We start from the raw sequence: 25,183 nt of genomic DNA on the forward strand, positions 1-25,183 counted from the left end.
AAAAGCCCGCTTCCGCGGGCTTTTTTGTTTTATGCCGGAAATATACATATTATTCTGTTCATAAAGCAAAATAATTTAACACACCCCGTCTTCGACTTCGTCGAATCCACCCCTCTCGAGAGGGGAATTTTTTATAAGTACTGAAATCTTCTTAGTGAAAAAGAATGGGATGACCCAGAGGGTGCCCCTTCGCTTTGCTCAGAATGACACAGACATAATTTATAATGATAGAGATAATTTAATCCAAATTAAGACACCGTTAAACTTCATATTGAAAAATATGATGCTTGTCTTCACGAAAATTATAATTTATCTTACCTACAATATCACAAAATTCCATAATTAAATTTTAATATCATGAAAAAAATTATACTGATTATTTCATTACTTATTTTTAATTACCCCTTGATTGCGCAGTGGTCTAACAACCCTGCTGTCAACAACACCATTTGTGATGTAGATAATGCTCAGCTTGACCCTAAAATTTCTCTCGCATCAGACGGCGGTTGTTACATGGCATGGTTTGACGGCAGAGGTGACGGAGAGCTGAAAGTATATATACAAAGGTTAGATGTTAATGGAGTTAAACAATTCGGTGAAAACGGATTGCTTGTAAGCGATAAACCTCAAAACTCATGGATTGGAGACTGGGACTTAAAAACCGATGCTTCGGGAAACGCAATTGTTGTTTTTTCGGATAAACGCGCTTCAACCGGCACGGATACTACGGTCAATCCTTATGCATATAAGATAAGCCCTACAGGAACATTTTTATGGGGAGCAGACGGTGTTGCGCTTACGAGTGAAACATCGAGATATCAAATGTGGCCAAAGGCGGCGGTTTTATCTGACGGAAGCACAGCTTTTGTCTGGTGGTATTTTTATCCGCCGACAAGGACAACATGGGTAAAGGTTCAGAGATTAAATTCCGCAGGTGTTCCGCAATATAATCCGCCGGTTAATATTCAATCCCCTGACGGCAAAAGGTACCAGTATCCGAATGTAGTTCCCTCCGATAACGGAAGCTATATTGTAAGCTGGGTATATGGACCGAAAGACACTGTCGGAAGCTTTATCCCCGATAATGTTTCGTTGATGTGCAATAAGTATAATTCAGCAGGTCAGCCATCGTTATGGGCAGAGCTTCCTAAGATTGTTTATACCAATACAGGAAATACTTTGCCGATATATATGGTGCCGCAAGTTATTCCCGACGGAATGAACGGAATCATAATATCATATTTCCATACAGGAAGCTCAACGTTTTTCTCGTCTATTCAGAGATATTCTTCCGGAGGAACACAGATGTTTGCAAACAACGGAACTCTTGTTGCAACAACAACAGCAAGAGGACATATACAGGCAGCGGTAACAGTAAGCACGGTAACAAATGATGTTTATGCATTCTGGACAGAACTTGACCCCCCGACAACTCAAAGCCACCAGGCAGTTTACGGACAAAGAATAAATAATTTAGGAGTAAGGCAATGGGGAGACAACGGATTAGCTTATACTACCCTTGATACGGTTGGAATTTTCGAAATTGACTGCCATGCAAAAGATACAAATGTTGTTGTTACTTACATGACGGAAATATTAGGTCCGCAGCTTGACCAATATAGAGCGTTCAGAGTCGGGCAATCAGGTTCTAAGAACTGGGGAAACAACGGTGTCAGCACAGTTAATAGTTTGAAGTCGTATGCAAATACGGTAATGAACTCATCCGGAATGACGATGTGTGTATGGCAGGATTCGCGAAATACACATGGCGGGGTTTTTGCACAAAATGTAAAATATGACGGAACACTGGGTCCGATAGGAATAAAACAGATTTCATCTAATGTTCCTGACAGATTTAATTTAATGCAAAACTATCCGAATCCGTTTAACCCGATGACAAAAATAAAATTTGATGTTAGCAAAACATCTTTTGTAACGTTAAATATTTATGATAATCTCGGAAGGTTTATAAAAACGATTGTGAGCCAGAATTTAAGTGCGGGCAGTTATGAAGCGGATTTCAATGCAACGGGACTTGCAAGCGGAGTTTATTTCTATCAGCTGAGAACGGAGAATTTTATTCAGACGAAAATGATGATGCTTGTGAAGTAAGAGTGAGTTTGTAAAGTTCATAAAGTTGTAATGTTTATAAAGAGAAGCCCGCGAACGCGGGCTTTTTTTAAGAAAGTATTATGTATTGTTTTGTGTAAAGAGAAGAGTTGTTTTTTATCTAAGAGAATGGGATCCCTCACTTCGTTCAGGATGACATTATGATTGAGGCTAGAGCGTCAAAATTATTGTTTTAAGAGACAGGTTTGTTCGACCCAAGGGATTTCCCTTGTGACCTTTACAGGCAAAAAATGTGGAAATAAAAAACCCCGTTTCTTTTTCAGAAACGGGGTTTAGTTTAAAAACTAAACTACTTATTTAAATTTTACAAATCTTAGTTATTACCTAAGACTCTCCATACAAATCCGATAGCAGCATTGTATTCTAAATCTCTTTCGCCTGTACCTGAGATTTTGTTTAATCCTGCTTGTACGTATGAACGCAACCAGTGTGTGATGTTATAATCAAGTCTTGCTTCAGCACCGATTGTTGTTCTTGGGTCAAGTCCCGATTGGTTGAATGACAAACTTGAGAACTCAATAGCACCTCTGATACCGGCTCTTGAATTGATTGAGTGGAATATATCAGCTCTTGCGCCAAAGAATTTATCTTTGAATCCAACATAACCGATTTTGTATAAACCTGTACCGTCTGATCTTACGAAGAAGTCAAGATTGTTAAGGTCAGGAATGAAAGGCAGATAGTTCTGGAATGAACCCGGACCACCGAAACCTGCTGACGGAGCTAAACCGCTGGCTAATGAATCTAAAGCCATGCCGAAGAATCCTGAAAGCAAGAAAGATGTATTGTTTGATAAAGCTTTACCGAACACTGCATCGAAAGCCAAATGATGGTCGTGTGGTTTATTCTTTGTTTGGTTGAATAACTGCCATTGAGCTTGTACCTGGAATTGATATCCAACGTATCTTGGATAGTTGACATATCTTCCTCTTGTATTGTTAAGAGCTTCATAAATTCTGATGGTTTGTGCCATTGTGAAATCACCGCTGACAACGCCATCTCTTTGTAATAATGATTGTAAAGCATTAAAGAACTGAATGTCTTGGTCATCATGTGAAGCTGCATCGAAATCACCGTTATCTCTTTGAGTAACGAGCTTTGCGATTGCAACCGTAACACTGTTAGGAAGGGTTCCTGTGATAACACCGCCCTGTCTCATAGCGTCTTCGATATTTATAGCGTCTTTAATTCTTCCTGCGTTATAAATTCTACCATAACCAACGTTTCCCCACAAATATCCAGGACCTTCATTACGTGAAATAGAGCCCGTGGTTGTTGTTCCTGTATCTTGTGAGAAAGTAGCATAACTTAAACCTAAAGCACCGGTTACATAAAACTGATTAGGTGAGAAATAATAAGAGGCAGCACCGTAGGTTACTGCATCGAAATCAGTTCTTCCGATTGAGTTACCGCTGTTGTGTTTATGTGAATTATAGTTAACACCTGTGTTCACATAACCGCCAACTAACATTGATTGAGTAAATCTCCACTGTCTGTAATCAGCGCGAAGATTTAAATTCATGCTGGTGATTGTATCACCATTTAAATCCTGAAAGTGGTTCAAATCAAAAAGATTTTGACCATAAACTTCTAACCTTCTTCCCTTTGAATCGGGATCTCTGTAGTTATCATACACAGACTGAGCCTGAGCATTACTTACAACTAAAAAAGCTGCGAAGAGTAATACTATTTTGTAGATATTCTTCATACTGTTGTTTTTGATTTTTTTAAAATTTTAATCTTTCAAATATACAATATTTAAAATTAAAAAGCAATAAAAAATTACTTTAACACCTTTTCGTAACTATTTTATATATAATATATATAGAGAAAACGAACTAGCTTGATTTTAATTTTCTTCAAATATGAATATAATTTGCACTAATTAAGGGCTATTTTCATAAGATTTTAATGTGTAAAATTATTCAAAAAGACGCTTTTTTACATACATTTATTATGATAATTTGTTTAATTTAGGTTGAATACTAAATTTCAGAGATTTATGCCTTCAATTACAATAGATAATCAGCTCATAGAATTTAAGCCCGGGCAGACTATAATACAGGCAGCCCGTGAAAATGGCATAGAAATTCCACATTTTTGCTGGCATCCGGGTCTTTCGGTTGCCGGAAACTGCCGGATTTGCCTCGTTGAAATCGAAAAATTTCCCAAACTTTCAATTGCCTGCGCAACACCATGCGCTGAAGGAATGGTTGTTCATACACAAAATGAACGAGCAACTCACGCGCAAAATGCAGTTATGGAGTTTTTGTTGATTAATCATCCGCTTGACTGCCCTATTTGTGATGAGGCGGGAGAGTGCAAGCTTCAGGATTATGCTTATAAATATGGAGTCGGCATTTCAAGATTTGATGAAGAGAAAAATGAAAAAGATAAAAGAGTTGAGTTAGGTCCTAATGTAATGTTTGATGCGGAGAGATGCATAAGCTGTTCAAGGTGCATAAGGTTCTGTGATGAGATTGCAAAAGACTCTGAGCTTACGTTTGTTCAGCGAGGTGAAAAAGTTACGATTGAAACTTTTCCTGGTGAAGAGCTTGATAATCCATATTCAATGAACGTGATTGAAATTTGTCCTGTGGGTGCATTGACTTCGAGAGATTTCAGATTTAAGTCGCGTGTATGGGAGATGTCATTTACGAATACGATTTGTCCGGGATGCGCGCGCGGATGTAATTCGATAATGGGTGTGAGAAACAATAACATATTAAGAATAGAGCCGAGAGAAAATTTTGCAGTGAATGATTACTGGCTATGTGACTGGGGACGTTTGAATACGATTAAATATGTAAATGATGAAAACTTAAGAATCGGTTCGCCAAAAATAAAAGCATCATCGGGTGGAAACAGCGAGACGGTTGAAGTAGGATGGGATGAAGCGATTTCACAAGCAGCGTATATATTAAAGAGCTACAATGCATCCGAGATTTGTTTTGTTGCTTCGCCATTCTCAACCCTTGAAGACAACTACGCATTAAAGAAACTTGCATCGGAAGTTTTTAATTCGAATAATATTTTTTACATACCTAACATAGATGAATCGTTTGGTGATGATTTGCTGAGACGTTCGGACAAAACACCGAACTCAAACGGTTTAAAGCTGCTTGGCATAAATGCATATAACAATAATCAGCTTGCAGATTTGATTGCAGGACAGTTTAAATTGCTGTATGTATTGAATGATGACATTACAAGGATTCCGGGATATAATGATTTCTTAAAAAAGATTGACGGAAGCGTTCAGCATCTTGAAACAAAAAATAAGTATTCTGATGCGGCGAATGTTTTATTTCCCGACTCAACATATGCGGAAGTTAACGGAACGTTTGTGAATTTCCAGAGCAGGATTCAGAGAGTAAGACCTGCAGTTGCAACACTTGAGCAGGAAAGACTTCCGGGAGATTTTGAGCTTTCGAGATGGGATAAGTTCGGCGCACCGAATGACAGATGGACACACGGAACGAAGTTTAATTCGCGTCCGGCATGGAAAGTTATAAAGAACATTGCGAAGGTGCTCGGATATAATTTTGATTTCGATAATTCGGAAGAAGTGTTCATGGAGCTTGCGAACAAGACTAAGGGAATGGAAGGTTATGATTATGATTCGGTCGGCGAACAAGGAATTGTTGTAGGGACAGCGGTGAACACAACGGTTGCGAGTTAATGAGTTGTTGATTTATTTTATAATTTGAACGAGGGGCTTAATGCCCCTTTTTTGTAAGCGGTTTTTTTAACGATTAGTATTTGCCAACAGTAGTGGGATGACCCAAAGGGTTCCCCCCGCCTTCGCGGGAATGACTTCGCTTTTGTAAAATGTTAGAATTAAAGAACATAATAAAATCCTTTCGATTGCCATCAGGCGAACAAACCAATGTGTTAAACATTCCTTCATTTATATTACAAGAAAAAGAACAGTTAGCAATTTACGGCAGGAGCGGAAGCGGAAAGTCAACGTTTCTTAATGTGGTTTCGGGAATATTGAAGCCGGACTCAGGAAGCGTGATTGTGAATAACACCGACATAACGAAGCTCGATGAATCGCACCGCGATAAATTTCGCGCGCAGAATTTCGGGTTTGTATTCCAGACGTTTAACCTGCTTCAGGGATTTACTGCGCTTGAAAATGTTCTGCTGGGAATGACGTTTGCCGGTAAGCCGAATAAAAGTTTTGCAAGCGAGATGCTTGAGTATGTTGGTTTAAAGAATAAGTTGAAAAATAAGCCTGCGGAGCTTTCGGTCGGTGAACAGCAGAGGGTTGCTATAGCAAGAGCGATAGTGAATAATCCGAAAATAATTCTTGCAGATGAGCCGACAGCGAATCTTGATGCAAAAAATTCGGAGAATGTAATCGAGCTGATAAAAAAAGTTTGTGATGAGAAAAATATTTCTTTGGTTTTGGTATCGCATGATAAGGATGTGATTGGGAGGTTTGGGAGAGTGGTGGAGTTTGAAAGTTTAAATAAAAACTAATGGAAAGTTTATTAAATCCATTTGGAATATGGGATTCGATTTTTAATAGTCTAGGAACAGCCTTATACACGAATATTTATTTTAGGTTTTTTGTAATTGGGTTCTTCGTGGGATTATTTTTCTTACTGATTTATGTTTTAAAATATAAACACAGGGATAGTTTTAAAAAAATATTTATTATTGTCGTTCCATTATTTGCAATATGTTTGTTTGTCGTGGGTAAATTATATAGTAGAGGATATAGAATAGAGAATATTAAGCAACAAGGAAGAGAAATTGTAGTTTGCTTAGAACAGTTTAAAAAAATTAATGGACATTATCCTGAAAAACTATCAGAGCTAGTTCCGAGTTGTGTGAAAAACGAAAATGTAAAAAACGAAAAAGTTTTCAGATATAGACTTGATGATACGTTTGGGTTTATACTATCTATTAAAGAAGACTTTATGGGATCTGAATACTTAAGGTATGATATTAGATATAAAGATTTTATTTTTGTAGATTAAAAAGTAAACCTTGTATTAAATTATTAAAATTAATTCTCTAATATAGATTTTTGCTTAGATTCCCGCCTGCGCGGGAATGACAAATACGAGGGTTTCCTACTTGCGCCACATAGTGGCAAGACGGGAATGACAAAACCATTCGTTATATAAGTTTTATGAGATTCCCGTTTTCGTGGGGAATGACAAGCATATGTTGACCCTGAATCAAGTTCAGGGTGACAGGTTTTTTAAATATTTTAATTTTGTATGAATCTTTTTCAAATAGTATTAAAAAATATTAAACAGAGGAAGTTATCGGCGGTGTTGACAGTGATATCGACATTGTTAGGAGTTGCGCTTGTGGTGGCGATTCTTGTGATTAAACAGGAAAGTGCGGAGGCGTTTAACCAGACCGCAACCGGATACGAGCTGATTGTCGGACCGAAAGGAAGTCCGCTGCAGTTAACGCTTAATACTATTTATCATATCGGGCTGCCTGTTAATAATATGCCGGTGAAAACCTATGAGCTGCTTGCGAAAGACAAGAGAGTGAAGCTTGCGATTCCTTATGTGATGGGAGATAATTATAAGAACTTCAGGTTGATTGGAACGACGCAAAATATTTTTACGCAGTTTGAATATCAGAAGGGAAAGAAATATGGCTTTGCATCGGGCAAACAATTTGAAAACGAAAATGAAGCAGTGATTGGAAGCGATGTCGCAGAGAAAACAGGATTGAAGATTGGAGATTCGTTTATTGGTTCGCATGGAGTTGAGGCGTATGAATATGCAGAGGAACACGATGAACATAATTTTGTTGTAACGGGAATTTTACAAAAGACGTTTACGCCGAACGATAAAGTGATTTTCATTCCGATGGAGTCGGTGTGGGATATGCACTATCATGGAGTTGAGAATGTTAAGGGTGCAACGGATACTACAAAAACAAATTCACATTCGGGACACGGACATCTACACGGGCATTCACACAACAATACTAAAGAACAAAAAAATGTTGTTAAAGATAGTATTAGTAATGGCAGTAACAGTAACGACAGCAGTTATGTAAGTTCGGGGATTCCCGAGGACAGAAAAACGATTACGTCGGTTTTGGTATCGCTGAAGAGTCCGATTTATTTTGATTTACTGAGGAGGCAGATAAACGATGATAAGTTTCATGGTATGAATGCGCAGGCGGTTATTCCTGTTATGGAAATTATGCAGTTGTTCGAAATTATAGGGAACATAAATTCGGTGCTGTTGATTGTTGCGTATCTTGTGATATTTGTTGCGGTGATTTCGATTCTGGTTTCGATTTATAACTCAATCAATGAACGCAAAAGAGACATTGCGATTATGCGCGCGCTGGGAGCGAACAAGGGAATGATATTCGGGATAATAATTCTGGAGGGGTTGTTCATTAGTCTGGGTGGAGCGGTTCTGGGATTGTTAATCGGGCATCTGGCAGTTTATGTATTTAGTCCGCTGATTTCGGCAAAAACGGGCATTTTAATTACGGGAATGACGTTCAATATTTTTGAATTATACTTGGTTTTAGGAACAATTATATTGGCAATGTTAGTATCAATTTTACCGGCAGTAAAGGCATACCGAACGGATGCTGCGAAAAATTTATCACCAGCATAAGCTAATTAGTTTAATGTTTAAGCAAAGAAAAATAATGAAGATTTTATCATATACCGGCTATTCGGTTTTAATAATAGTAATTTGTGTTTTGTTTTTTTCGACGAAGAGAACAGACGGCAAGCCGTTTATCGTGAATGAAAACGGCAACAGGATTGACATAGAAAAAATATCACAAAAGGATACATCAAAAAAATCATCTCTTGATGGTGATGCAAAGTTCAATACGCCGTCGGGTTTTTCTGATATTCCTTTTGACCCGAACGCACCTTACAACTTAATTAAGTTTAAAACTTTAAGGACATACATTCCCGGAAAGGAAGTTCCGAATGATGTAAGAAATTTGAACAACAAGAACGTTGAGATAAACGGGTTCATGACTCCGATTTCGGCATTGCAGGACATGAATGAATTTTTATTGTGCTCTACTCCCCCGCTGAACTGTTACTGCGCTCCCCCGGTTTTTATTAATGAGATTATTTATGTAAAGATGATGAACGGGCAGACGACGGATTTTTTGACAGGTGTCGTGAAAGTGAAAGGACAGCTGAAAATAAATTTTGATATTAAGGATGAGTATTCGGATGTTATATATACGATTGATGCGTCAAGCGTTCAATAATTTTTAAACAACCCCCTGACCCCTTTATTAAGGGGGAATTAAAAATGCAGATATATTGAAAAAAATTACTACCGAGATAATGCAGAAAGCCAAGAAGATTGGCTTTTCGGACAAGCAGCTTGCCAATATTTTAAAAACCACAGAAAAAGAGATAAGGGATTTTCGTTTTAAGAACAACATTCTTCCTGTTTATAAAACGGTTGATACGTGCGCGGCGGAGTTTGAGGCGAACACACCGTATCATTATTCCACGTATGAAAAATATAACGAGTCGGTTTCATCGGATAAGGAAAAAATTATTATTCTCGGGGGCGGTCCGAACAGGATTGGTCAGGGAATCGAGTTTGATTACTGCTGTGTGAGATGCGTGAAGGCGCTGCGCGAGGAAGGTTATGAAACGATAATGATTAACTGCAATCCCGAGACTGTCTCGACGGATTATGACATAACCGACAAGCTTTATTTTGAGCCGCTGACGGTTGAGGATGTGCTGAACATTATTAAGTACGAGAAAAATGTTAAGGGGATAATTGTGAGCTTTGGCGGGCAGACACCATTGAAGCTTTCCAAAGAGCTTGAAAAAAACGGATTGAAAGTTTTGGGGACTTCATCGAAAGACATTGACGTTGCAGAGGATAGAAAAAAGTTTGGAAAATTATTAGATGAGCTTGGGATTCCGAAGCCGGAATATGGAACAGCGAAGACTTTAGATAAGGCGTTAAGCATTGCGAATAAAATCGGGTATCCTGTTCTGGTGAGACCGTCTTATGTGCTTGGCGGACGTGCAATGCAGATTGTATACAATGATGATGCGCTTGAGTCGTTTTTTGAGGAAGCATCGAAATATTCCGAAGACCATCCTGTGTTAATAGATAAATTTTTAGAAGAAGCGCGCGAGATTGATGTCGATGCACTTTGCGATGGTAAGGACGTTTACATTGCGGGGATTATGCAGCACATCGAAGAAGCGGGAATACACTCGGGGGACAGCACGTCGATTCTTCCGCCGATATCGCTTTCGAAAAAAAATCTTGACCAGATAAAAACATATACAAAGAAGCTTGCGAAGGGCTTAAATGTTGTGGGGCTGATTAACATTCAGTTTGCGATTAAAAATAATGTGGTGTATATCATAGAGGCGAATCCGAGAGCATCGCGAACGGTGCCGTTTGTGAGCAAGACGACGGGAGTGCCGATTGCATCAGTTGCGGCAAAGCTTGTTGTCGGCAGAAAGCTGAAAGAGTTTGACTTAAAAAATTTCGAGGATTTAAAATACATAGGAATTAAAGAATCGGTGTTTCCGTTTCAGAAATTTCCGAGAGCGAAAATGTTTTTAGGACCTGAGATGCGTTCAACGGGAGAGGTGATGGGAATTTCGAAATCGTTCGGCGCTGCGATGGCGAAAGCGCAGGACTCAACGGGTAATTCTCTTCCGATTACAGGAAATATTTTTATCAGCCTGAATGAAAACGATAAGAAGAAAAAATCGGTTGAGATGATTAAAAAATTTGTTGACATGGGTTTTGGAATTATTGCAACGCAGGGAACGAATAAGTTTTTGAATGAGAACGGAATTAAGTCGAAGCCGGTGTTCAAAGTTAAAGAAGGAAGACCTGACGTTGTTGACCTTATAAAGAACAGGGAGATTAATCTTGTGATTAACACGCCGCTCGGCGAGGAATCGCGTTTCGATGAGTATGCAATCGGGTGGGCGGCGGTGCAGTATAAGATTCCGTTTGTGACTACGCTTTCCGCAGCAAGCTCCGTAGCCGAAGGAATTGCACGGATAAAGTCGGGTGATATCGGAGTGAAGTCTTTGCAGGAGTATTATAAAGAGTAACTATATAGATATTAAACTATTTTTTTCTTAATTTGGTGTAAGGGATGAAGGTTTTTTAATTAATGAATAATAATGGATAAAAAACCTACACCTCTTTTTTTATTGGCATTTCTTTCAGTTTTCTTTTCGAGCTATTCCGGCTCATACTCTCAATGGACACAAACAACGGGCATCAGCGAAAATATTGCCACTTCAATCGTGAGAAGCGGTGATAAGCTTTTTGCAGGGTCGATGATAAATATTTTAACCAGCGGGAATATTTATTCATCTACAAATAACGGTGATACGTGGAATGCGGTAAATACAGGTTTTGCGTTATCGGGTATTTTCTGCATGATAACAAAGGGCAATTATATTTTTGCGGGAACTTATGAAGACGGAATGCTGATTTCATCAAACAACGGAGCAACGTGGCAGCTTGACCCTGTGAACGGAACTTTCGGGACAGGAATTTTTGATGCGGTTGTTTCTGGCAACAACATTATTGCTTATGCAAACACGGGTGCAGTAGTATATGCTTCCACGAACAACGGTGATAACTGGTTCGGAGTCACGGGCTTGCCGACAAACTTCGGCATAATAAATTATTTTTATAATGACGGGAGCACATTATATGCAGGCGCGAGAAACGGCTTGTTTTATTCGACCAATAACGGATTGAACTGGATTTATCCGGCTAACAACGGATTGCCTTCAAACCCTGACGGTTCAAAGCCGATGACATCAATGATAAAAACCGATAACAAAATAATTGGAGGATGCCTGAACAAGCTTTTTGTTTCGACCGATAATGGAAACAACTGGACACAAGCAGGAACGCTTGAGTTATCAGGAAGTTTTTCGAATTTTTTTGCAATGGAAAAGTACAATTCGGTTATTCTGACGGGGATAAGATACGTAGGGACTTCGGGCGGACCTTATGGAGTTTATTATGACAGAAATACTAATTACAACTGGATAAATTTTACAAATAATCTTCCTGCGAACATTTCTATTTACTCTATGTTTCGTGAAAACAACATGCTTTACATAACGACTCATGCAAATCAGGGAATATGGAAAGTGAATTTAGACGTGCTTACCAGTGCGGGGAACCCGAACACAGTTATCCCCGGGAAGTTTTCGCTTTCGAACGCATATCCGAATCCGTTTAATCCGTCAACGAGCTTTCAGGTTTCACTTCCGCAGAGAAGCAACGTGGTGCTGAAAGTTTTTAATTCGTTAGGTAAGGAAGTTAATGTGATTGCGAATAGCGAGTTCAATGCAGGAATGTATAATTTTCAATGGAATGCAGATGGATTTAATTCGGGAGTATACTTCCTGAGACTTACCACAGAAAACTTTACCGAGACCAAAAAACTGATGCTGTTGAAATAGAAGAGTTTGAAAAGTTTATAAGGTTATTCCTAGAGGGAGTGCTTTGGAGCAAGTTTATAAAGAAAACCCGCGGAAGCGGGTTTTTTGTTTGGAGTAAAATATAGCAAACACACCCCGTCGCTTCGCGACACCCCTCTCAAGAGGGGAATTAAATGCAAGAGAGTAGAAATACATCCTTTAAGTTCTTATTATTTACAAATCTTATTACATCAAAAAACATTATTTTTGTTTTGCTCGGATGGTATACTGTTTGCAGTATACTATTAATTATATATCAATAGAATGAAAATTTTATATAATAAAGTGTTTAACATATTTGTAATTATGTTTGTGTGTGTTTTTAGTGTATTGAATGTTTTTATAAATGATGTTCAGGCGCAGTCCGGTTGGGTTCAGCAGGTGTCGAACACCGATAAGCTGCTTAAATCAGTTTATTTTGTAAATCCTAATACAGGTTATGCGGTTGGACACACAGGCAGAGTCCTGAAAACGATTGATGGCGGCGCAACATGGACGGTAAGCACGCTTATAGATAATTCGGAGATTTCAAATTTATTTTGTGTGCATTTTTTTAATGAGAACACGGGGATAGTCGGGAGCAGAAAAATTTTCAGAACGACAAACGGGGGAAGCACATGGGGAGCTGTATATACACTGAACCCGGAAGATACTGTGCATGCGGTTTTCTTTTATAACAACGAAGTTGGTTATGCGGCAGTAAACTTCGGCAGGATTTTAAAAACAATAAACGGGGGAAGCACATGGACAGAACAAGGTCTTGAGGATGACCATTACGCAGTTTATTTTCCTTCTCTTGATACAGGATATGTGGTTGGTGACGACCAGACTTACCATACATATAATGGCGGAGTTGTTTGGACGCTGTCACTTGTTAAGTTTTTTAATGATTTGCAATCCATAACTTGTTTTGATTCAAAAACCTGCGTGACATGCGGGAAAGGCGGGTATATATATAAAAGCACGAACGCAGGAGTAAACTGGAACCAAGTTAATCTGGGAACGACGGATGATTTTTATTCAGTAACGAAACGCCCTGACAGTGTTTTGTTCATTGGGGGACAAGGGGGAACGATTTTGAAATCGACATCAAAAGGCGATAATTGGACAACACAAACATCGAACACGAACCAGACTTTATACTCCATATATTTTGTAAATAATTTTACGGGGTATGCGGTCGGCAATAACGGAACAGTTATAAAAACCACAACAGGCGGAACGGTATTTATAAACCAAATAAGCACGGAGGTGCCTGATAAATTTTATCTGCATCAAAATTATCCGAACCCGTTTAATCCGGTGACGAAGATAAGGTTTGACGTTCCGTCAAACATGAGAAATTCAAATGTGAGGTTAAGTGTTTTTGATTTATCGGGAAAGATGGTTGCAGAGTTGATTAATCAGCGGTTGAGCTCGGGGACATATGAGTATGAGTTTGATGCGAACGGGTTAGCTTCGGGGATTTATTATTATGAGTTGAGTAACGGTGATTTTAAGGAAGTGAAGAAGATGGTTTTAGTTAAGTAGAAAGTTCATAAGGTTTATAAAGTTCAATAGGTTTATAATGTTTACAAAGTGAAACCCGCGGAAGCGGGTTTTTTGTTTTGATGCATCCAACTTCCGACAAACCGAGAATAAGGGAAGTTTTCATGGTTGTTGGTGAAAACACCAACAACGGCAAATGGGTTTTTGTTAATACGTGGTTATGATAATTAGCGCAGGAGTCCCTTGCAGGAGACTCCTGCAGGAGAGGTTTTTTGTTTGAAAGTGAAAAAGGTCATCCCCCTAACCCTCCTGCCAAGACGGGACGTTCCGCCTCCAAAGGGGGAATGAAGTTGCAACAAGCTTAACACACCCCGTCTTCGACTTCGTCGAATCCACTCCTCTCAAGAGGGGAGTTCTATTCATACATTAATACTGGGATTCCCGCCTGCGCGGGAATGACTTCAATTCATTTGCATTTTTATATTTAAAATTGGACGCTGATGCCGCCGACGGGGAAGAAAGCCCATTGGTAAATTGTACCGAGTTGGTTTTTGTTTTCGTTCCAGAAATAATTGTAGATGTTGTCTTTGTTGAAGAGGTTTTGGATTTCGAGATAGCCGACGATGCTGATTTTTTTGATGTTGAATTTTTTATCAACACGAACATCGAAGCGCATGTAATAAGGATATCTTGCGCTGTTATAATCAAATGTAGAAAAAATTCCGTGATTGTAAAATTTCGATGAGTCGATGTTAAACGGAGTGTAAGGTCTTCCGCCTGCGTATTTGAATTTGATTCCGACAAGCCAATCGTTTTTAAATTGGTACCCCGCGATGAGAGTGAACTGATGACCGGGGTCGAACTCGCCGGGCTTTTCGTTTCCTGCAAGAGCTTTGAACTTTGAAAAGCTGTAAGAATAATTTATCAATCCATATAAACCCGTCTCTGTTAATTTTTTCTGAAGAGAAAAATCAATTCCGCGGATATATCCTGTTCCTGCACTGACCGCTTCACCGACTATGTTGGGTCCGTTATCTGCGCCGCCGTCAATTAAAATATAATATGGAATATCTTTCCATACGGGATAGTCTTTGTAATTTTTCTGATAGACTTCGAGGGTTGCGCGCAAATCTTTATCGAAAAAGTGCTCGATGCCTGCGATGTAATGTTCGCTGCGGATATTGTTGAGCTTCCAGTTATTCGGGTGCGAAGTTATCCAGAGGTATTGCGGTGACTGATAGAAAATTCCCCATGATGCGCTGAGGGAAGTAACGCTTGTGAGATTATAAGAAGCTCCAAGACGAGGAGACACAACGCTTTTCAGGCGGATGTAATCGAAGTAATCGTAGCGAAGACCTGTGTTAATGTTAAGGCGGTCGTTGAATAATTTATAGGTTAAATTTATGTGCGTGAATAGTTTATATGTTGTTGTATCAACGTGAGCATCAATTGCGTTGTAATAATATCCTGCGGGCGAAGTGTTTGAATCAAGAAATAAATTATTCTTTATAAAAACATATTTTGCGCCGATGTCTGTGTTTAAGGTTATCGATTTGCTAAGCTGATAGTTCAAGTCGGATTTAAGAGTTGTTTCGTTTTCGGAAGAGTTGGACATGAACCTGAGCTTGTCGATGTCGGAGTAAAGCTGGTCTATTTTATAATTTGCATAAGAGTTTGAGAGAACGGTTTGAATGAAACCGTTTTTGATGAGCTTTGTGTAATTTAATCCTGTGGCGAAAGAATTTTGTCGGGCGTTTGACCTGCCGTATGGGTTATTGTCTTCTTCTGTTGTTGAGAAGGTTACTTTGTCGATGCCCGCGAAGCCGATCAGAGTAAGACGGTCAGTCGGTGAAAACTCATGAGTTGCTTTCAGGTTGAAGTCCCAGTAATTCGGGACAGCAGAGAGACGGATTGCACTTTGAATGAGCTCGAGATAACTGCGGCGAACGGAAAACATATAACTCCCTTTGTTTGTGAGAGGTCCTTCGAAGATTCCGCCGAAGCCAGCCATTGAAAGATTTATATCCTGATAATGATTTTTGCGGTTGCCTTCCCGGAAGTGAATATCGAGAACGCTTGAAAGACGGTCACCGTAGATGACAGGAAATCCGCCGGTGAACATATTTGCATCGAGAATGAACTTTGAATTGATAAAAGATATTGCTCCGCTCGATGAACCCTGAGTTCCGAAGTGATTGATGTTAGGAATTTCTATGCCGTCGATTAAAATTAAATTTTCAGATGGTGAACCTCCGCGAACGATTAAGTCGTTGCGCTGGTCATTGCCGATTGAAACACCGGGAGCTGACTGGAACATTCTTGAGATGTCTTCCACTGCGCCGGGTGCGCGGCGAATTTCTTCATAGTCGAGATTCATGAAGCTTACGTTTATATCGGAGCTTTTCTGAAAATAATTTGCATCGACATCTATTTCTTCCGTGATAAATCCTTTGGGAATGAGATTGATTGTTATTTGCAAAGGCTTGCTTCCGTATAGAATCAGGTCGGTTTTTATAACAGGTTCGTAGCCGAGCGCAGAAATTTTTAGCTGATATGTTTCGGGAGGTAAATTTGAAAAAACAAATTCACCATTTTCATTTGTTTCGGTTTTTAAATCAGAGTTCAGAATTTCAATCAATGCAAATGCGACAGGTTTTTGTGTTTCTTCGTCGAGAATTTTTCCGCGAATTTCCTGAGTGGTTTGCGCAAAGAGATTTTGTGAAGAAAAATTCAGCAGGAGCATAAAAAGGGTAAGAAAATATTTCATATTAAAATCAAAATATTAAAAGTATTTTAAAGATTAAATTTTATATGTTTTCTACAGCGAAAACAAACTAAAAACACAGAATTTTGGAAAATATTATTGCAATTATAGGGCGGCCGAACACAGGGAAGTCGACGTTGTTTAACAGAATTATAGGGAAGAGGCAGGCGATTGTGCATCCTGAAAGCGGGGTGACGCGCGACAGGAATTACAGCGAGGCGGAATGGACGGGAAAGAAATTTTTTCTCATCGATACGGGCGGGTTTGTGCCTGATACGGATGAGCTTTTTGAGAAGGCGATACGTGACCAGATAAAACTTGCGATTGATGAAGCGGATGAAATTATTTTTACGGTTGATGCTGCAGCCGGACTTCATCCTGTCGATAAAGAGATTGCGAAGCTGCTAAGAAAATACAAGGGTGATAAAAAAATTATTCTTGTTGCGAACAAGTGCGACAACAATGAGCGTGATGTGAATGCGGCGGAGTTTTTTTCGCTTGGATTTGGAGAGCCGTTCACGATATCGGGATTGAACGGAAGAAACGTTGCGGACCTGCTGGATATTTTAACAGAGAACATTGACGAGAGTGAAGACAAGGAAGATGAAAGACTAAAAATTGCGATTATAGGGAGACCAAACGCAGGAAAGTCATCTCTTGTAAATGCGCTATTGAAAGAAGACAGAAATATTGTAACGGACATTCCGGGAACGACGAGAGATACAATTGATTCGGTGTTGAAATATCATGGTGAAGAAATTGTTTTGATTGATACTGCAGGGCTTAGAAGAAAAAGTAAAATTAAAAAAGAAGAATCGCTCGAGTTTTTTTCAACGGTAAGGACTTATAAGGCGATTCAGAGATGTGACGTTGCGATTGTTGTGATAGATGCTTCGCTGATAATGGAGCCATATGCAAATACAGAAGATTTAAAATTATCACCGTTTAAACTGGACAGACAGGACATAAAAATTCTGGAGGAAGTAATTAATTACAAAAAGGGTTTACTGATTGTGATTAATAAGTGGGATTTAATCGAGAAGGATTCAAAGACTGCAGAAATTTTGAGAAAGAAAATCGAGAGTCATTTAAAGAGCTTAACTTATCTAAAAATAATTTTCATATCTGCTTTGACGAAGCAGCGTATTCATAAGGTGCTTGATGAGGCGCATGAAATCAATCAGGAGCGCGGGAAGAAAATAAAAACAAGCGACCTTAATGATTTTCTTGAAGAGGTAAAAAAATTACAGCCGCTTCCTTCTGCAAACGGCAGAGAGCTGAAGATAAATTACATTACGCAGATAAAGACTGACCCTCCGGTGTTCACGTTTTTTTGCAATGAGCCGAAGTTGATTCCTGATAATTACAGGAAGTTCCTCGAAAATAATTTGAGAAAGAGATTTGGATATGCAGGCGTGCCGATTGCGATGAATTTCAGAAAGAAGAATTGATTTTATTTGTGCGACAGGCAAACTGCCTGTCGGGACAGACAGGAGTGTCTGTCCTACTAGGTTATAAGTCCTCCCCCTAACCCCTCCAAAGGGGGAATACCTATCTTAAGTGAATTTATTAGAATTTTTTATTTAAAATTATTCTGTGATATTATTTAGTGCTCACTACTAAACATTAATTACTCATATATTATTCATAGTTAATCATCATTAATTTATTAATCATAAATAATCGCCGTGATTTCTGAGGTTTTTACTGCCGCTACATTCGGGATTGAAGCTCATATTGTCCGTGTTGAAACATTCATCGAGCGCGGGCTTTTTTCGTTCTCGATTGTGGGTCTGCCTGACAGCATCATAAAAGAATCGAAGGAACGTGTTCTTGCCGCGCTGAAAAATAACGAGTATCAATTTCCTGTCCGAAGATATACGATTAATCTTGCGCCTGCTGATTTGAAAAAAGAAGGTGCGGGATTTGATTTGCCTATTGCGATTGCAATTCTTGCTGAAACGGGACAGGTGAAAACGGATAAGCTGAAAGATTATTTATTGATTGGTGAACTTTCACTCGATGGGAATATTCGCAGTGTGCCGGGAGTGCTTTCGATTACGGCGGAGGCGAAGAGACAAAATTTTAAGGGAGTTATAATTCCTGCGGATAATGTTAAGGAAGCGGCGTTCATAGGCGGGATAGAAATTTATCCAGTGGATAGCTTGAAAACGGTGGTTGGGTTTTTGAATGATGAGATTTCATTGAAGCCGTATGAGATTGAAATTGAAAAGTTGTTTCAGGAGTATTCTAATTATACGGTTGACTTTGCTGACGTTAAAGGTCAGGCGGAAGTAAAGCGCGCAATGGAGATTGCCGCTGCAGGCGGACATAATATAATTATGATTGGTCTACCGGGTTCGGGTAAGACAATGCTTGCGAAACGGCTATCGACAATTTTGCCTCCGATGACACTGGATGAATCGCTTGAGACTACGAAGATTCATTCGATAGCGGGAATTTTATCGAAGGAAAATTCCATTGTAAGCAAGAGACCTTTTCGCTCACCGCATCATACCGCAAGCGACGTTGCTATTGTCGGCGGCGGAACATCGGCAAAGCCGGGAGAAATTTCTTTTGCGCATAACGGAGTTTTGTTTTTTGACGAGCTTACTGAATTTAAGCGGAATGTTCTTGAAGTCATGAGACAGCCGCTTGAAGACAGAAAGATAACAATTGCGCGTTCGAAGCTTACGGTTGAATATCCGTGCAGTTTTATGTTTGTTGCGGCGATGAATCCGAGTCCTGCAGGAAATGCGAAAGAGCTAAAGACGTTTTCGGATTATGACATTCATAAGCATATTTCGAAGATATCGGGACCGATTTTGGATAGGATTGATATTCACATTCAGGTTAATCCCGTGCCGTTCGAAGAGCTTGCGAATAAAAAAGATGTAGAGAAGTCGGAGCAGATAAGAGAGCGCGTGGTGAAGGCGAGGGAAATTCAGCTAAAGAGATTTAAGGACATGAAAGGGATTTATACGAACTCGCAGATTGAACCAAGAGATATAAAAGTTTATTGTAAAATCGATGATGCGTGTGAGAAGATTTTAATGCTTGCGATGAACAAGCTGAATTTATCTGCTAGGGCTTATGACAGAATTCTGAAAGTTGCGAGAACGATTGCGGACTTGGCGGGAGAGGAAAATATCACACCTGCGCATATAAGTGAGGCGGTGCAATACAGGTCGCTTGACAGGGAAAGCTGGGGGAATTATTGATGAAACAAGTGAAGCAGAAATATTCAAAGAATGATATTGTTGTAAGCAGCTGGGCGGAGCTTCAGGAAATTTTGTTTAAGGATTCTTATGATGAAAAACTGGAGAGATACCGTTCGAGTTATGTATATAGAGGGCTTTCGAATAAGGAATATGATTTGAAGACAACGCTGATTCGCCTGGGTGGGAATTTTGCACAGCTTGAAGGACATTTATTGAGGAATTTCAGAAAGTATGCGCATAGAAATCCTGCGCCGGGGTATTCTAGATGGAACTGGCTTGCGGTTGCGCAGCATCACGGCTTGCCGACGAGGCTGCTTGACTGGACTTACTCGCCTTATATTGCTTTGCATTTTGCGACTGCGAATTTTTTTAAGTATGATATCGATGGAGTTATATGGTGTGTGAATTATGTTAAGTCGAATGAGATACTTCCGGCAAAATTAAAAAAAGAAATAAGGTTGGAAGGGTCGAATGTTTTTACGCCCGAGATGCTTGATGAAGTCTGCAAGTCGCTGAAGGTGTTCGATAATTTATCGAAAAAAAAATTTGTGATGTTTCTTGAACCGCCGTCGCTTGATGACAGGATAATTAATCAGCATGCTTTGTTTTCGTTGATGTCGGACTCGAAAGCGATTCTTGGTGACTGGCTGAAGAAGTATCCTGATTTATATTTCAGAATAATTATTCCCGCGAAACTTAAATGGGAAATAAGGGATAAGCTTGATCAGGCGAATATTACGGAGCGCGTGCTGTTCCCGGGGCTTGACGGACTTAGTTTCTGGCTTCGCAGACACTACTCGCCGAAGGATTTATCGCATATGGATGAAGATTTTGAGACTAGAAGAAAGTTCAGAATGATGACGGAAGAGTGAGGAGAGATTTCAGTCCTCCCCCTAACCCCCTCCAAAAGGGAAAACTTTAAACACACCCCGCCGCTACGCGGCACCCCTCTCAAGAGGGGAATTATATACAAATTGGATAAAGTTAGAGCGACAAGCTTTGCTTGTCGAGACAGACAGGAATGTCTGTCTTACCCATAATTTTATTTCTTCGCTTCGCTCAGAATGACACGAAAGTTTTAAACACACCCCGCTCCCGACAAGTCGGGACCACCCCTCTCAAGAGGGGAATTTACAATAAAAAATTTTATAACAAGTTGCTGGCGAGTTCGGCGAGTTCGCTTCGTTCGCCTTTGACAAGATTTACGTGCGCGTAAAGCTTCTCACCTTTGAAGTGTTCAATTAAGTATGAAAGCCCGTTTGACTGTGAGTCGAGGTACGGATGGTCGATTTGATATATGTCACCTGTGAAAACAATTTTTGAACCCTCACCTGCTCGGGTGATGATTGTTTTTATTTCGTGAGGCGTTAAGTTTTGTGCCTCATCAATTATGAAAAATATTCTCTGCAAGCTTCTTCCGCGAATGTAGCTTAAAGGTTCAATCACAAGCTTTTCATCTTTCAGCATCTGAGAAATTGCCTGATGATGTTTGTCATTTTCAGGATATTGGTCTTGGATTACTTTGAGGTTATCCCAAAGCGGTGTCATGTAAGGCGCGAGTTTGCTGTCAACATCACCGGGAAGATAGCCGATGTCCTTGTTGCTCAACGGAACGACGGGACGCGCGATATAAATCTGACGATATTGTTTTTTTACGTGAAGCGCTGATGCAAGAGCGAGTAAAGTTTTTCCTGTGCCCGCTTTTCCTGTCATTGAGACAAGTGGGATTTCGCTGTTGATTAAGGCATTGACGGCGAAAGTTTGTTCTGCATTACGCGGCATTATTCCATATACAGGAACCTTGTCAACTTTTTTTAATAAGTCATGAGATAAATCGGCATAAGCTAATACAGAACGACTCGAATTTCTTAGAATATAATATTTGTTTGCAATGATTTCCTGCTTATGTTTTTTGAAGGTTTTCGTAAGCGGAACTTCAAAAGGTGCATGATGTAAAGTTTGTAAAATATCATCATCAAAATTTTCAACTGTTTCTTTACCGCTATAAAGCTCTTCGATGTCGGGTATTCTGTCGGTTGTATAATCTTCGGCAGGAAGCCCAATTGCTTTTGCTTTCATGCGAAGGTTAACGTCTTTTGTAACAAGAATTACGGGACGCTTGCCTTCAAACTTATTTTTTACATCTAATGCAGTGCTTAAAATTCTATGGTCAGGATTATCTTCCTTAAAAATATTTTTTATATCTTCAGAAAGACCTTTTGAAATGGAGATGGAAACTTTGCCTTTGCCTCGTCCGAGTGAAACACCGCCATTAAATAAAGCAGAGCCGGTCATTGAATCGAGCGTGCGTGCAAACTCACGTGCGTTCAGGTTTATGACCTGGCTTCCGCGCTTGAAATGGTCAATTTCCTCTATCACGGTTATGGGAATTACGACATCATGCTCATCAAACTGGACGAGACAGCTTGAGTCGTGAAGGATAACGTTGGTATCTAATACAAAAACTTTTGCTTGTTTTTTTGCCAATCAGAAAAAAGTAATACGTTCTGCAAATCTATCAAAACATAAGGTATCAATCAACTGAATATTTCTCTACTACAAATACTTCCTTGGTTGATACTTTCTGAACAAAAATAATAAAGTTTGCGTGAGATAAATTTATAGCGTTATTAACAGTGTAGTTCAAAACAAAGTTTGCGGATTGCCCTGAAGAAATAGAGAACGGTTCGCCGCTAACAGGTGTTATGAAATTTCTTAAAACATTTTCAAATAATGTTTCTCCGTTCTGTCCGGTGAATGCAAGACTGTCTTCGGTTAATGCAACGTGAAGAACAATGCCATCCTGAGTGTTTCCCGAAAGCTGACCTACAGTTATATCCAGAGTTCCTGTTCTATTGGATGCATTAAAAGTATTGGTTGCGCTTACGCCATAAGAAGACGTTGTTGCAAGACGTTCGTTTATGAGATTTGTCCAGGTTCCAATGCTAAATTGTCCCATAAACGTTCCGCGAAGAAACCCGCGTGGATTCGAACTTGCAGAGTTATAATACGAAATTCTGGCATCGTTTTGGGAAACATTATATAGATAAAACGGGTCATTAGGATAAAGAGCGGTATGGTATCTGATTATTATCACATTAGTATCATTAATGGTTACCCCCTGAAGATTATAAATATTATCAAGAAACTGATTTGCAGGGACGCATGGAATGCAGCTTGTGTTTGTAAATATTTCAACTAAAACTTTATTTGTTGCTGTTAGATTTGACGGACTCACAACAAGCGGACTGTCATTGCTTTCACACGAAGTAAGTGAGAGAGCAAGAATTGATATTAACAAGAAACTGATTAATTTATTCATTTTGAAACTCCTTAAGATATAAAAATAAAATTAAGTATTGGTTAAGTTTTAAGAGAGGCATCCTCCCCTGACCCCCTCCAAAGGGGGAAATAGTGTTAAAACTGACTTTGAATAGTCAGGCGGAATCCTTCAAAAGGATTGACAAAACGACAGATACCGTTAGTACATTTCAATCCGCCGCGCTCACTACCATAAGAAACAATCACAGTGTTTGATTGGTTCAGGCGGTAAAGAGCTTCACCCTGCGCCCAGAATTTTTTACCCGTCGGTTCTTCATCGTCATTTGTGAATTCAGCATTTACTGATAAGCTGAGCTCAGGTGACTTGGTTAAATTTAATGAAATATATTGATTCATAAAACTCTTTTGATTGATTCTTATAGAGCTGTATGCCCATTGCTGTTCCATGTTCAGCTTCAATGCATAGGTTTTATTAATAATATATTTCACTTCAAGAGGAACGGTTGTAAAATGGTCAATTTTGGAATTTGCAGGAAATTCATAATTATAGAGTGTTGAATACTGTCTGCAATATGCGCCTTTGAAAGTCCATTTTGGATCTGCAAGATACTCAGCTTCAACAAAAGCTTCCCAATAGGGAGAGAAAGCCTTATTAAAATTCGGGATAAAGTTGTCGCTTCTATCAACGCGAGCGAAAACCAGTCTGCTTGTTGAATCGCTGTCTATATATTCGTAATGCTCGGATGCAACAGCCGCGTTTAAGTTAAGAGTGAGTTTATCATTCACAACATATAAAACATCAAGCTGTCCACCGACTTCATCGTTAAAGTTGACGACGTGAGGGTTACGTGAAATCAAAGTATATGTATGTTCTTTAACTGCTGTCGGAGGATTCTGAAACGGCAGCATCTTTGTAGGTCTGTCAGGACTTCTGTTGTCCGGGTTTGTTAAATCGAATCTATAATTTTTATATTCAAGAGTCATTCCGACGCTTCCTTTTGTATATGAAACGGAAGAATACAACCCGTCGCCATCAGCAGAAATCGCCTGTGGATATAAAGTGTTTGGGCTTGTGTTTATGTGCTTGCGCGCATAACCGGTATAGAACTCGAAGTCAGGCAGATTAACAGTCATGTTCACTTCAGGCAGGTATGCTTTGATATTTGTAGTTACATCGGCGTTTGGAATGTCGCCGAGAGAATATATATAACTTCCACCAAACTTCACCTGTTTGATAGGAGAAAAATCGAAGTTAACATTTCTGATTTTATATTTTTCAACTCTTGAAAGAACGAGAAAGTCACGATATTCCAAATCACCGCCAATTATCTGCGTTCTGAAGTCAAGAGGATTTTGTTTATTATCGCTGAATTTATTTTTATAAGTTAACCTAATTCCATCAATACCTGTGTCATAAGCAAGGGCGCGCTCTTCAAAAACATTGAGAGTAAGTCCCCGTGAATAAATATCATAAAAATCTCCTGCGCGAAGAGATACTCCAATTTTATGGTTATACTCAATGAATCTTTTTTTTATGCCCTTGAAATCAACACCATATTCAATGGGGTCGCTTATTTCATAACGCAGTCCCAATATGACGTCATTTATTGATAACCTTGCATCGGTAAGATTCTCAAAATATTCTTTCGGTGCCTTTGTAGTATTAAAATATTCATAACCGTTGCCGTAACGAAGAAGGTTGCTTACGGAAGCATCGACTTTCAAGTCACCTATATTAAGTGGGGGAATGGTTGTCTGAGAAAAAACATCTGAGTAAAAAATGAAAACAAACAAAAAAACCGGTAGGAATTTTTTCATTAAGGATGA

Annotated in this window: 17 protein-coding genes; 12 read left to right on the forward strand and 5 right to left on the reverse strand. The window is 39.3% G+C overall.

The features are described from left to right. Positions 1 to 357: 357 nt before the first annotated feature. Positions 358 to 2,112, forward strand: a complete 1,755-nt coding sequence (locus VHP32_04475; GenBank protein HEX2787139.1) for a T9SS type A sorting domain-containing protein — start codon at positions 358 to 360, stop codon at positions 2,110 to 2,112. A 331-nt stretch (positions 2,113 to 2,443) separates the two neighbouring features. On the opposite strand, the gene VHP32_04480 is transcribed toward VHP32_04475, so the two are convergent. After that, a complete protein-coding gene (locus VHP32_04480; GenBank protein ID HEX2787140.1) occupies positions 2,444 to 3,838 on the reverse strand; it encodes a hypothetical protein in 1,395 nt (464 codons plus the stop codon). A gap of 294 nt (positions 3,839 to 4,132) precedes the next feature. Here VHP32_04480 and VHP32_04485 point away from each other — a divergent pair, with 294 nt between their 5' ends. From VHP32_04485 to VHP32_04520, 8 genes are all read left to right on the forward strand, one after another. Further along, positions 4,133 to 5,812, forward strand: coding sequence for a 2Fe-2S iron-sulfur cluster-binding protein (locus VHP32_04485; GenBank protein ID HEX2787141.1), 1,680 nt, complete (start codon positions 4,133 to 4,135; stop codon positions 5,810 to 5,812). 149 nt (positions 5,813 to 5,961) lie between these two features. Beyond that, the gene (locus VHP32_04490) at positions 5,962 to 6,618 is read left to right on the forward strand and encodes an ABC transporter ATP-binding protein (GenBank protein HEX2787142.1); all 657 of its coding nucleotides are present in this window, start codon (positions 5,962 to 5,964) and stop codon (positions 6,616 to 6,618) included. Further along, a complete protein-coding gene (locus VHP32_04495; GenBank protein ID HEX2787143.1) occupies positions 6,618 to 7,121 on the forward strand; it encodes a hypothetical protein in 504 nt (167 codons plus the stop codon). Before VHP32_04490 ends, VHP32_04495 begins: the two co-directional genes overlap by 1 nt. A gap of 309 nt (positions 7,122 to 7,430) precedes the next feature. Then, positions 7,431 to 8,747 (forward strand): FtsX-like permease family protein, encoded by a 1,317-nt coding sequence (locus tag VHP32_04500; GenBank protein HEX2787144.1) that lies wholly within the window; start codon positions 7,431 to 7,433, stop codon positions 8,745 to 8,747. 34 nt (positions 8,748 to 8,781) lie between these two features. Continuing rightward, positions 8,782 to 9,366, forward strand: coding sequence for a DUF3299 domain-containing protein (locus VHP32_04505; protein HEX2787145.1), 585 nt, complete (start codon positions 8,782 to 8,784; stop codon positions 9,364 to 9,366). A gap of 55 nt (positions 9,367 to 9,421) precedes the next feature. Next, positions 9,422 to 11,206, forward strand: coding sequence for a carbamoyl-phosphate synthase large subunit (gene carB, locus VHP32_04510; GenBank protein ID HEX2787146.1), 1,785 nt, complete (start codon positions 9,422 to 9,424; stop codon positions 11,204 to 11,206). A gap of 72 nt (positions 11,207 to 11,278) precedes the next feature. Next, positions 11,279 to 12,583 (forward strand): T9SS type A sorting domain-containing protein, encoded by a 1,305-nt coding sequence (locus VHP32_04515; protein ID HEX2787147.1) that lies wholly within the window; start codon positions 11,279 to 11,281, stop codon positions 12,581 to 12,583. Between the two features lie 282 nt (positions 12,584 to 12,865). After that, the gene (locus tag VHP32_04520; GenBank protein ID HEX2787148.1) at positions 12,866 to 14,131 is read left to right on the forward strand and encodes a YCF48-related protein; all 1,266 of its coding nucleotides are present in this window, start codon (positions 12,866 to 12,868) and stop codon (positions 14,129 to 14,131) included. A gap of 442 nt (positions 14,132 to 14,573) precedes the next feature. Here VHP32_04520 and VHP32_04525 read toward each other — a convergent pair whose 3' ends face one another. Beyond that, complete coding sequence (locus tag VHP32_04525; protein ID HEX2787149.1) at positions 14,574 to 16,856, reverse strand: TonB-dependent receptor; 2,283 nt, start codon at positions 16,854 to 16,856, stop codon at positions 14,574 to 14,576. An 83-nt stretch (positions 16,857 to 16,939) separates the two neighbouring features. On the opposite strand from VHP32_04525, the gene der reads away from it, so the two are divergent. From der to VHP32_04540, 3 genes are all read left to right on the forward strand, one after another. After that, positions 16,940 to 18,304: a ribosome biogenesis GTPase Der gene (gene der / locus VHP32_04530; GenBank protein ID HEX2787150.1), complete on the forward strand. Its 1,365-nt coding sequence runs from the start codon at positions 16,940 to 16,942 to the stop codon at positions 18,302 to 18,304. Between the two features lie 237 nt (positions 18,305 to 18,541). Further along, positions 18,542 to 20,074, forward strand: a complete 1,533-nt coding sequence (locus VHP32_04535) for a YifB family Mg chelatase-like AAA ATPase (protein ID HEX2787151.1) — start codon at positions 18,542 to 18,544, stop codon at positions 20,072 to 20,074. After that, on the forward strand, positions 20,074 to 20,946 hold the full coding sequence (locus VHP32_04540) for an FRG domain-containing protein (GenBank protein HEX2787152.1): 873 nt from the start codon (positions 20,074 to 20,076) through the stop codon (positions 20,944 to 20,946). The genes VHP32_04535 and VHP32_04540 overlap by 1 nt, the downstream gene beginning before the upstream one ends. A gap of 274 nt (positions 20,947 to 21,220) precedes the next feature. On the opposite strand, the gene VHP32_04545 is transcribed toward VHP32_04540, so the two are convergent. The 3 genes from VHP32_04545 to VHP32_04555 form a co-directional block, all read right to left on the reverse strand. Then, on the reverse strand, positions 21,221 to 22,561 hold the full coding sequence (locus tag VHP32_04545; protein HEX2787153.1) for a PhoH family protein: 1,341 nt from the start codon (positions 22,559 to 22,561) through the stop codon (positions 21,221 to 21,223). A gap of 46 nt (positions 22,562 to 22,607) precedes the next feature. Next, a complete protein-coding gene (locus VHP32_04550) occupies positions 22,608 to 23,396 on the reverse strand; it encodes an Omp28-related outer membrane protein (protein HEX2787154.1) in 789 nt (262 codons plus the stop codon). Between the two features lie 95 nt (positions 23,397 to 23,491). After that, positions 23,492 to 25,174, reverse strand: coding sequence for a DUF6029 family protein (locus VHP32_04555; GenBank protein HEX2787155.1), 1,683 nt, complete (start codon positions 25,172 to 25,174; stop codon positions 23,492 to 23,494). Positions 25,175 to 25,183: the final 9 nt, after the last annotated feature.

This window comes from Ignavibacteria bacterium (assembly GCA_036262055.1).
Classification (GTDB): domain Bacteria; phylum Bacteroidota; class Ignavibacteria; order Tepidaquicellales; family Tepidaquicellaceae; genus DATAJP01.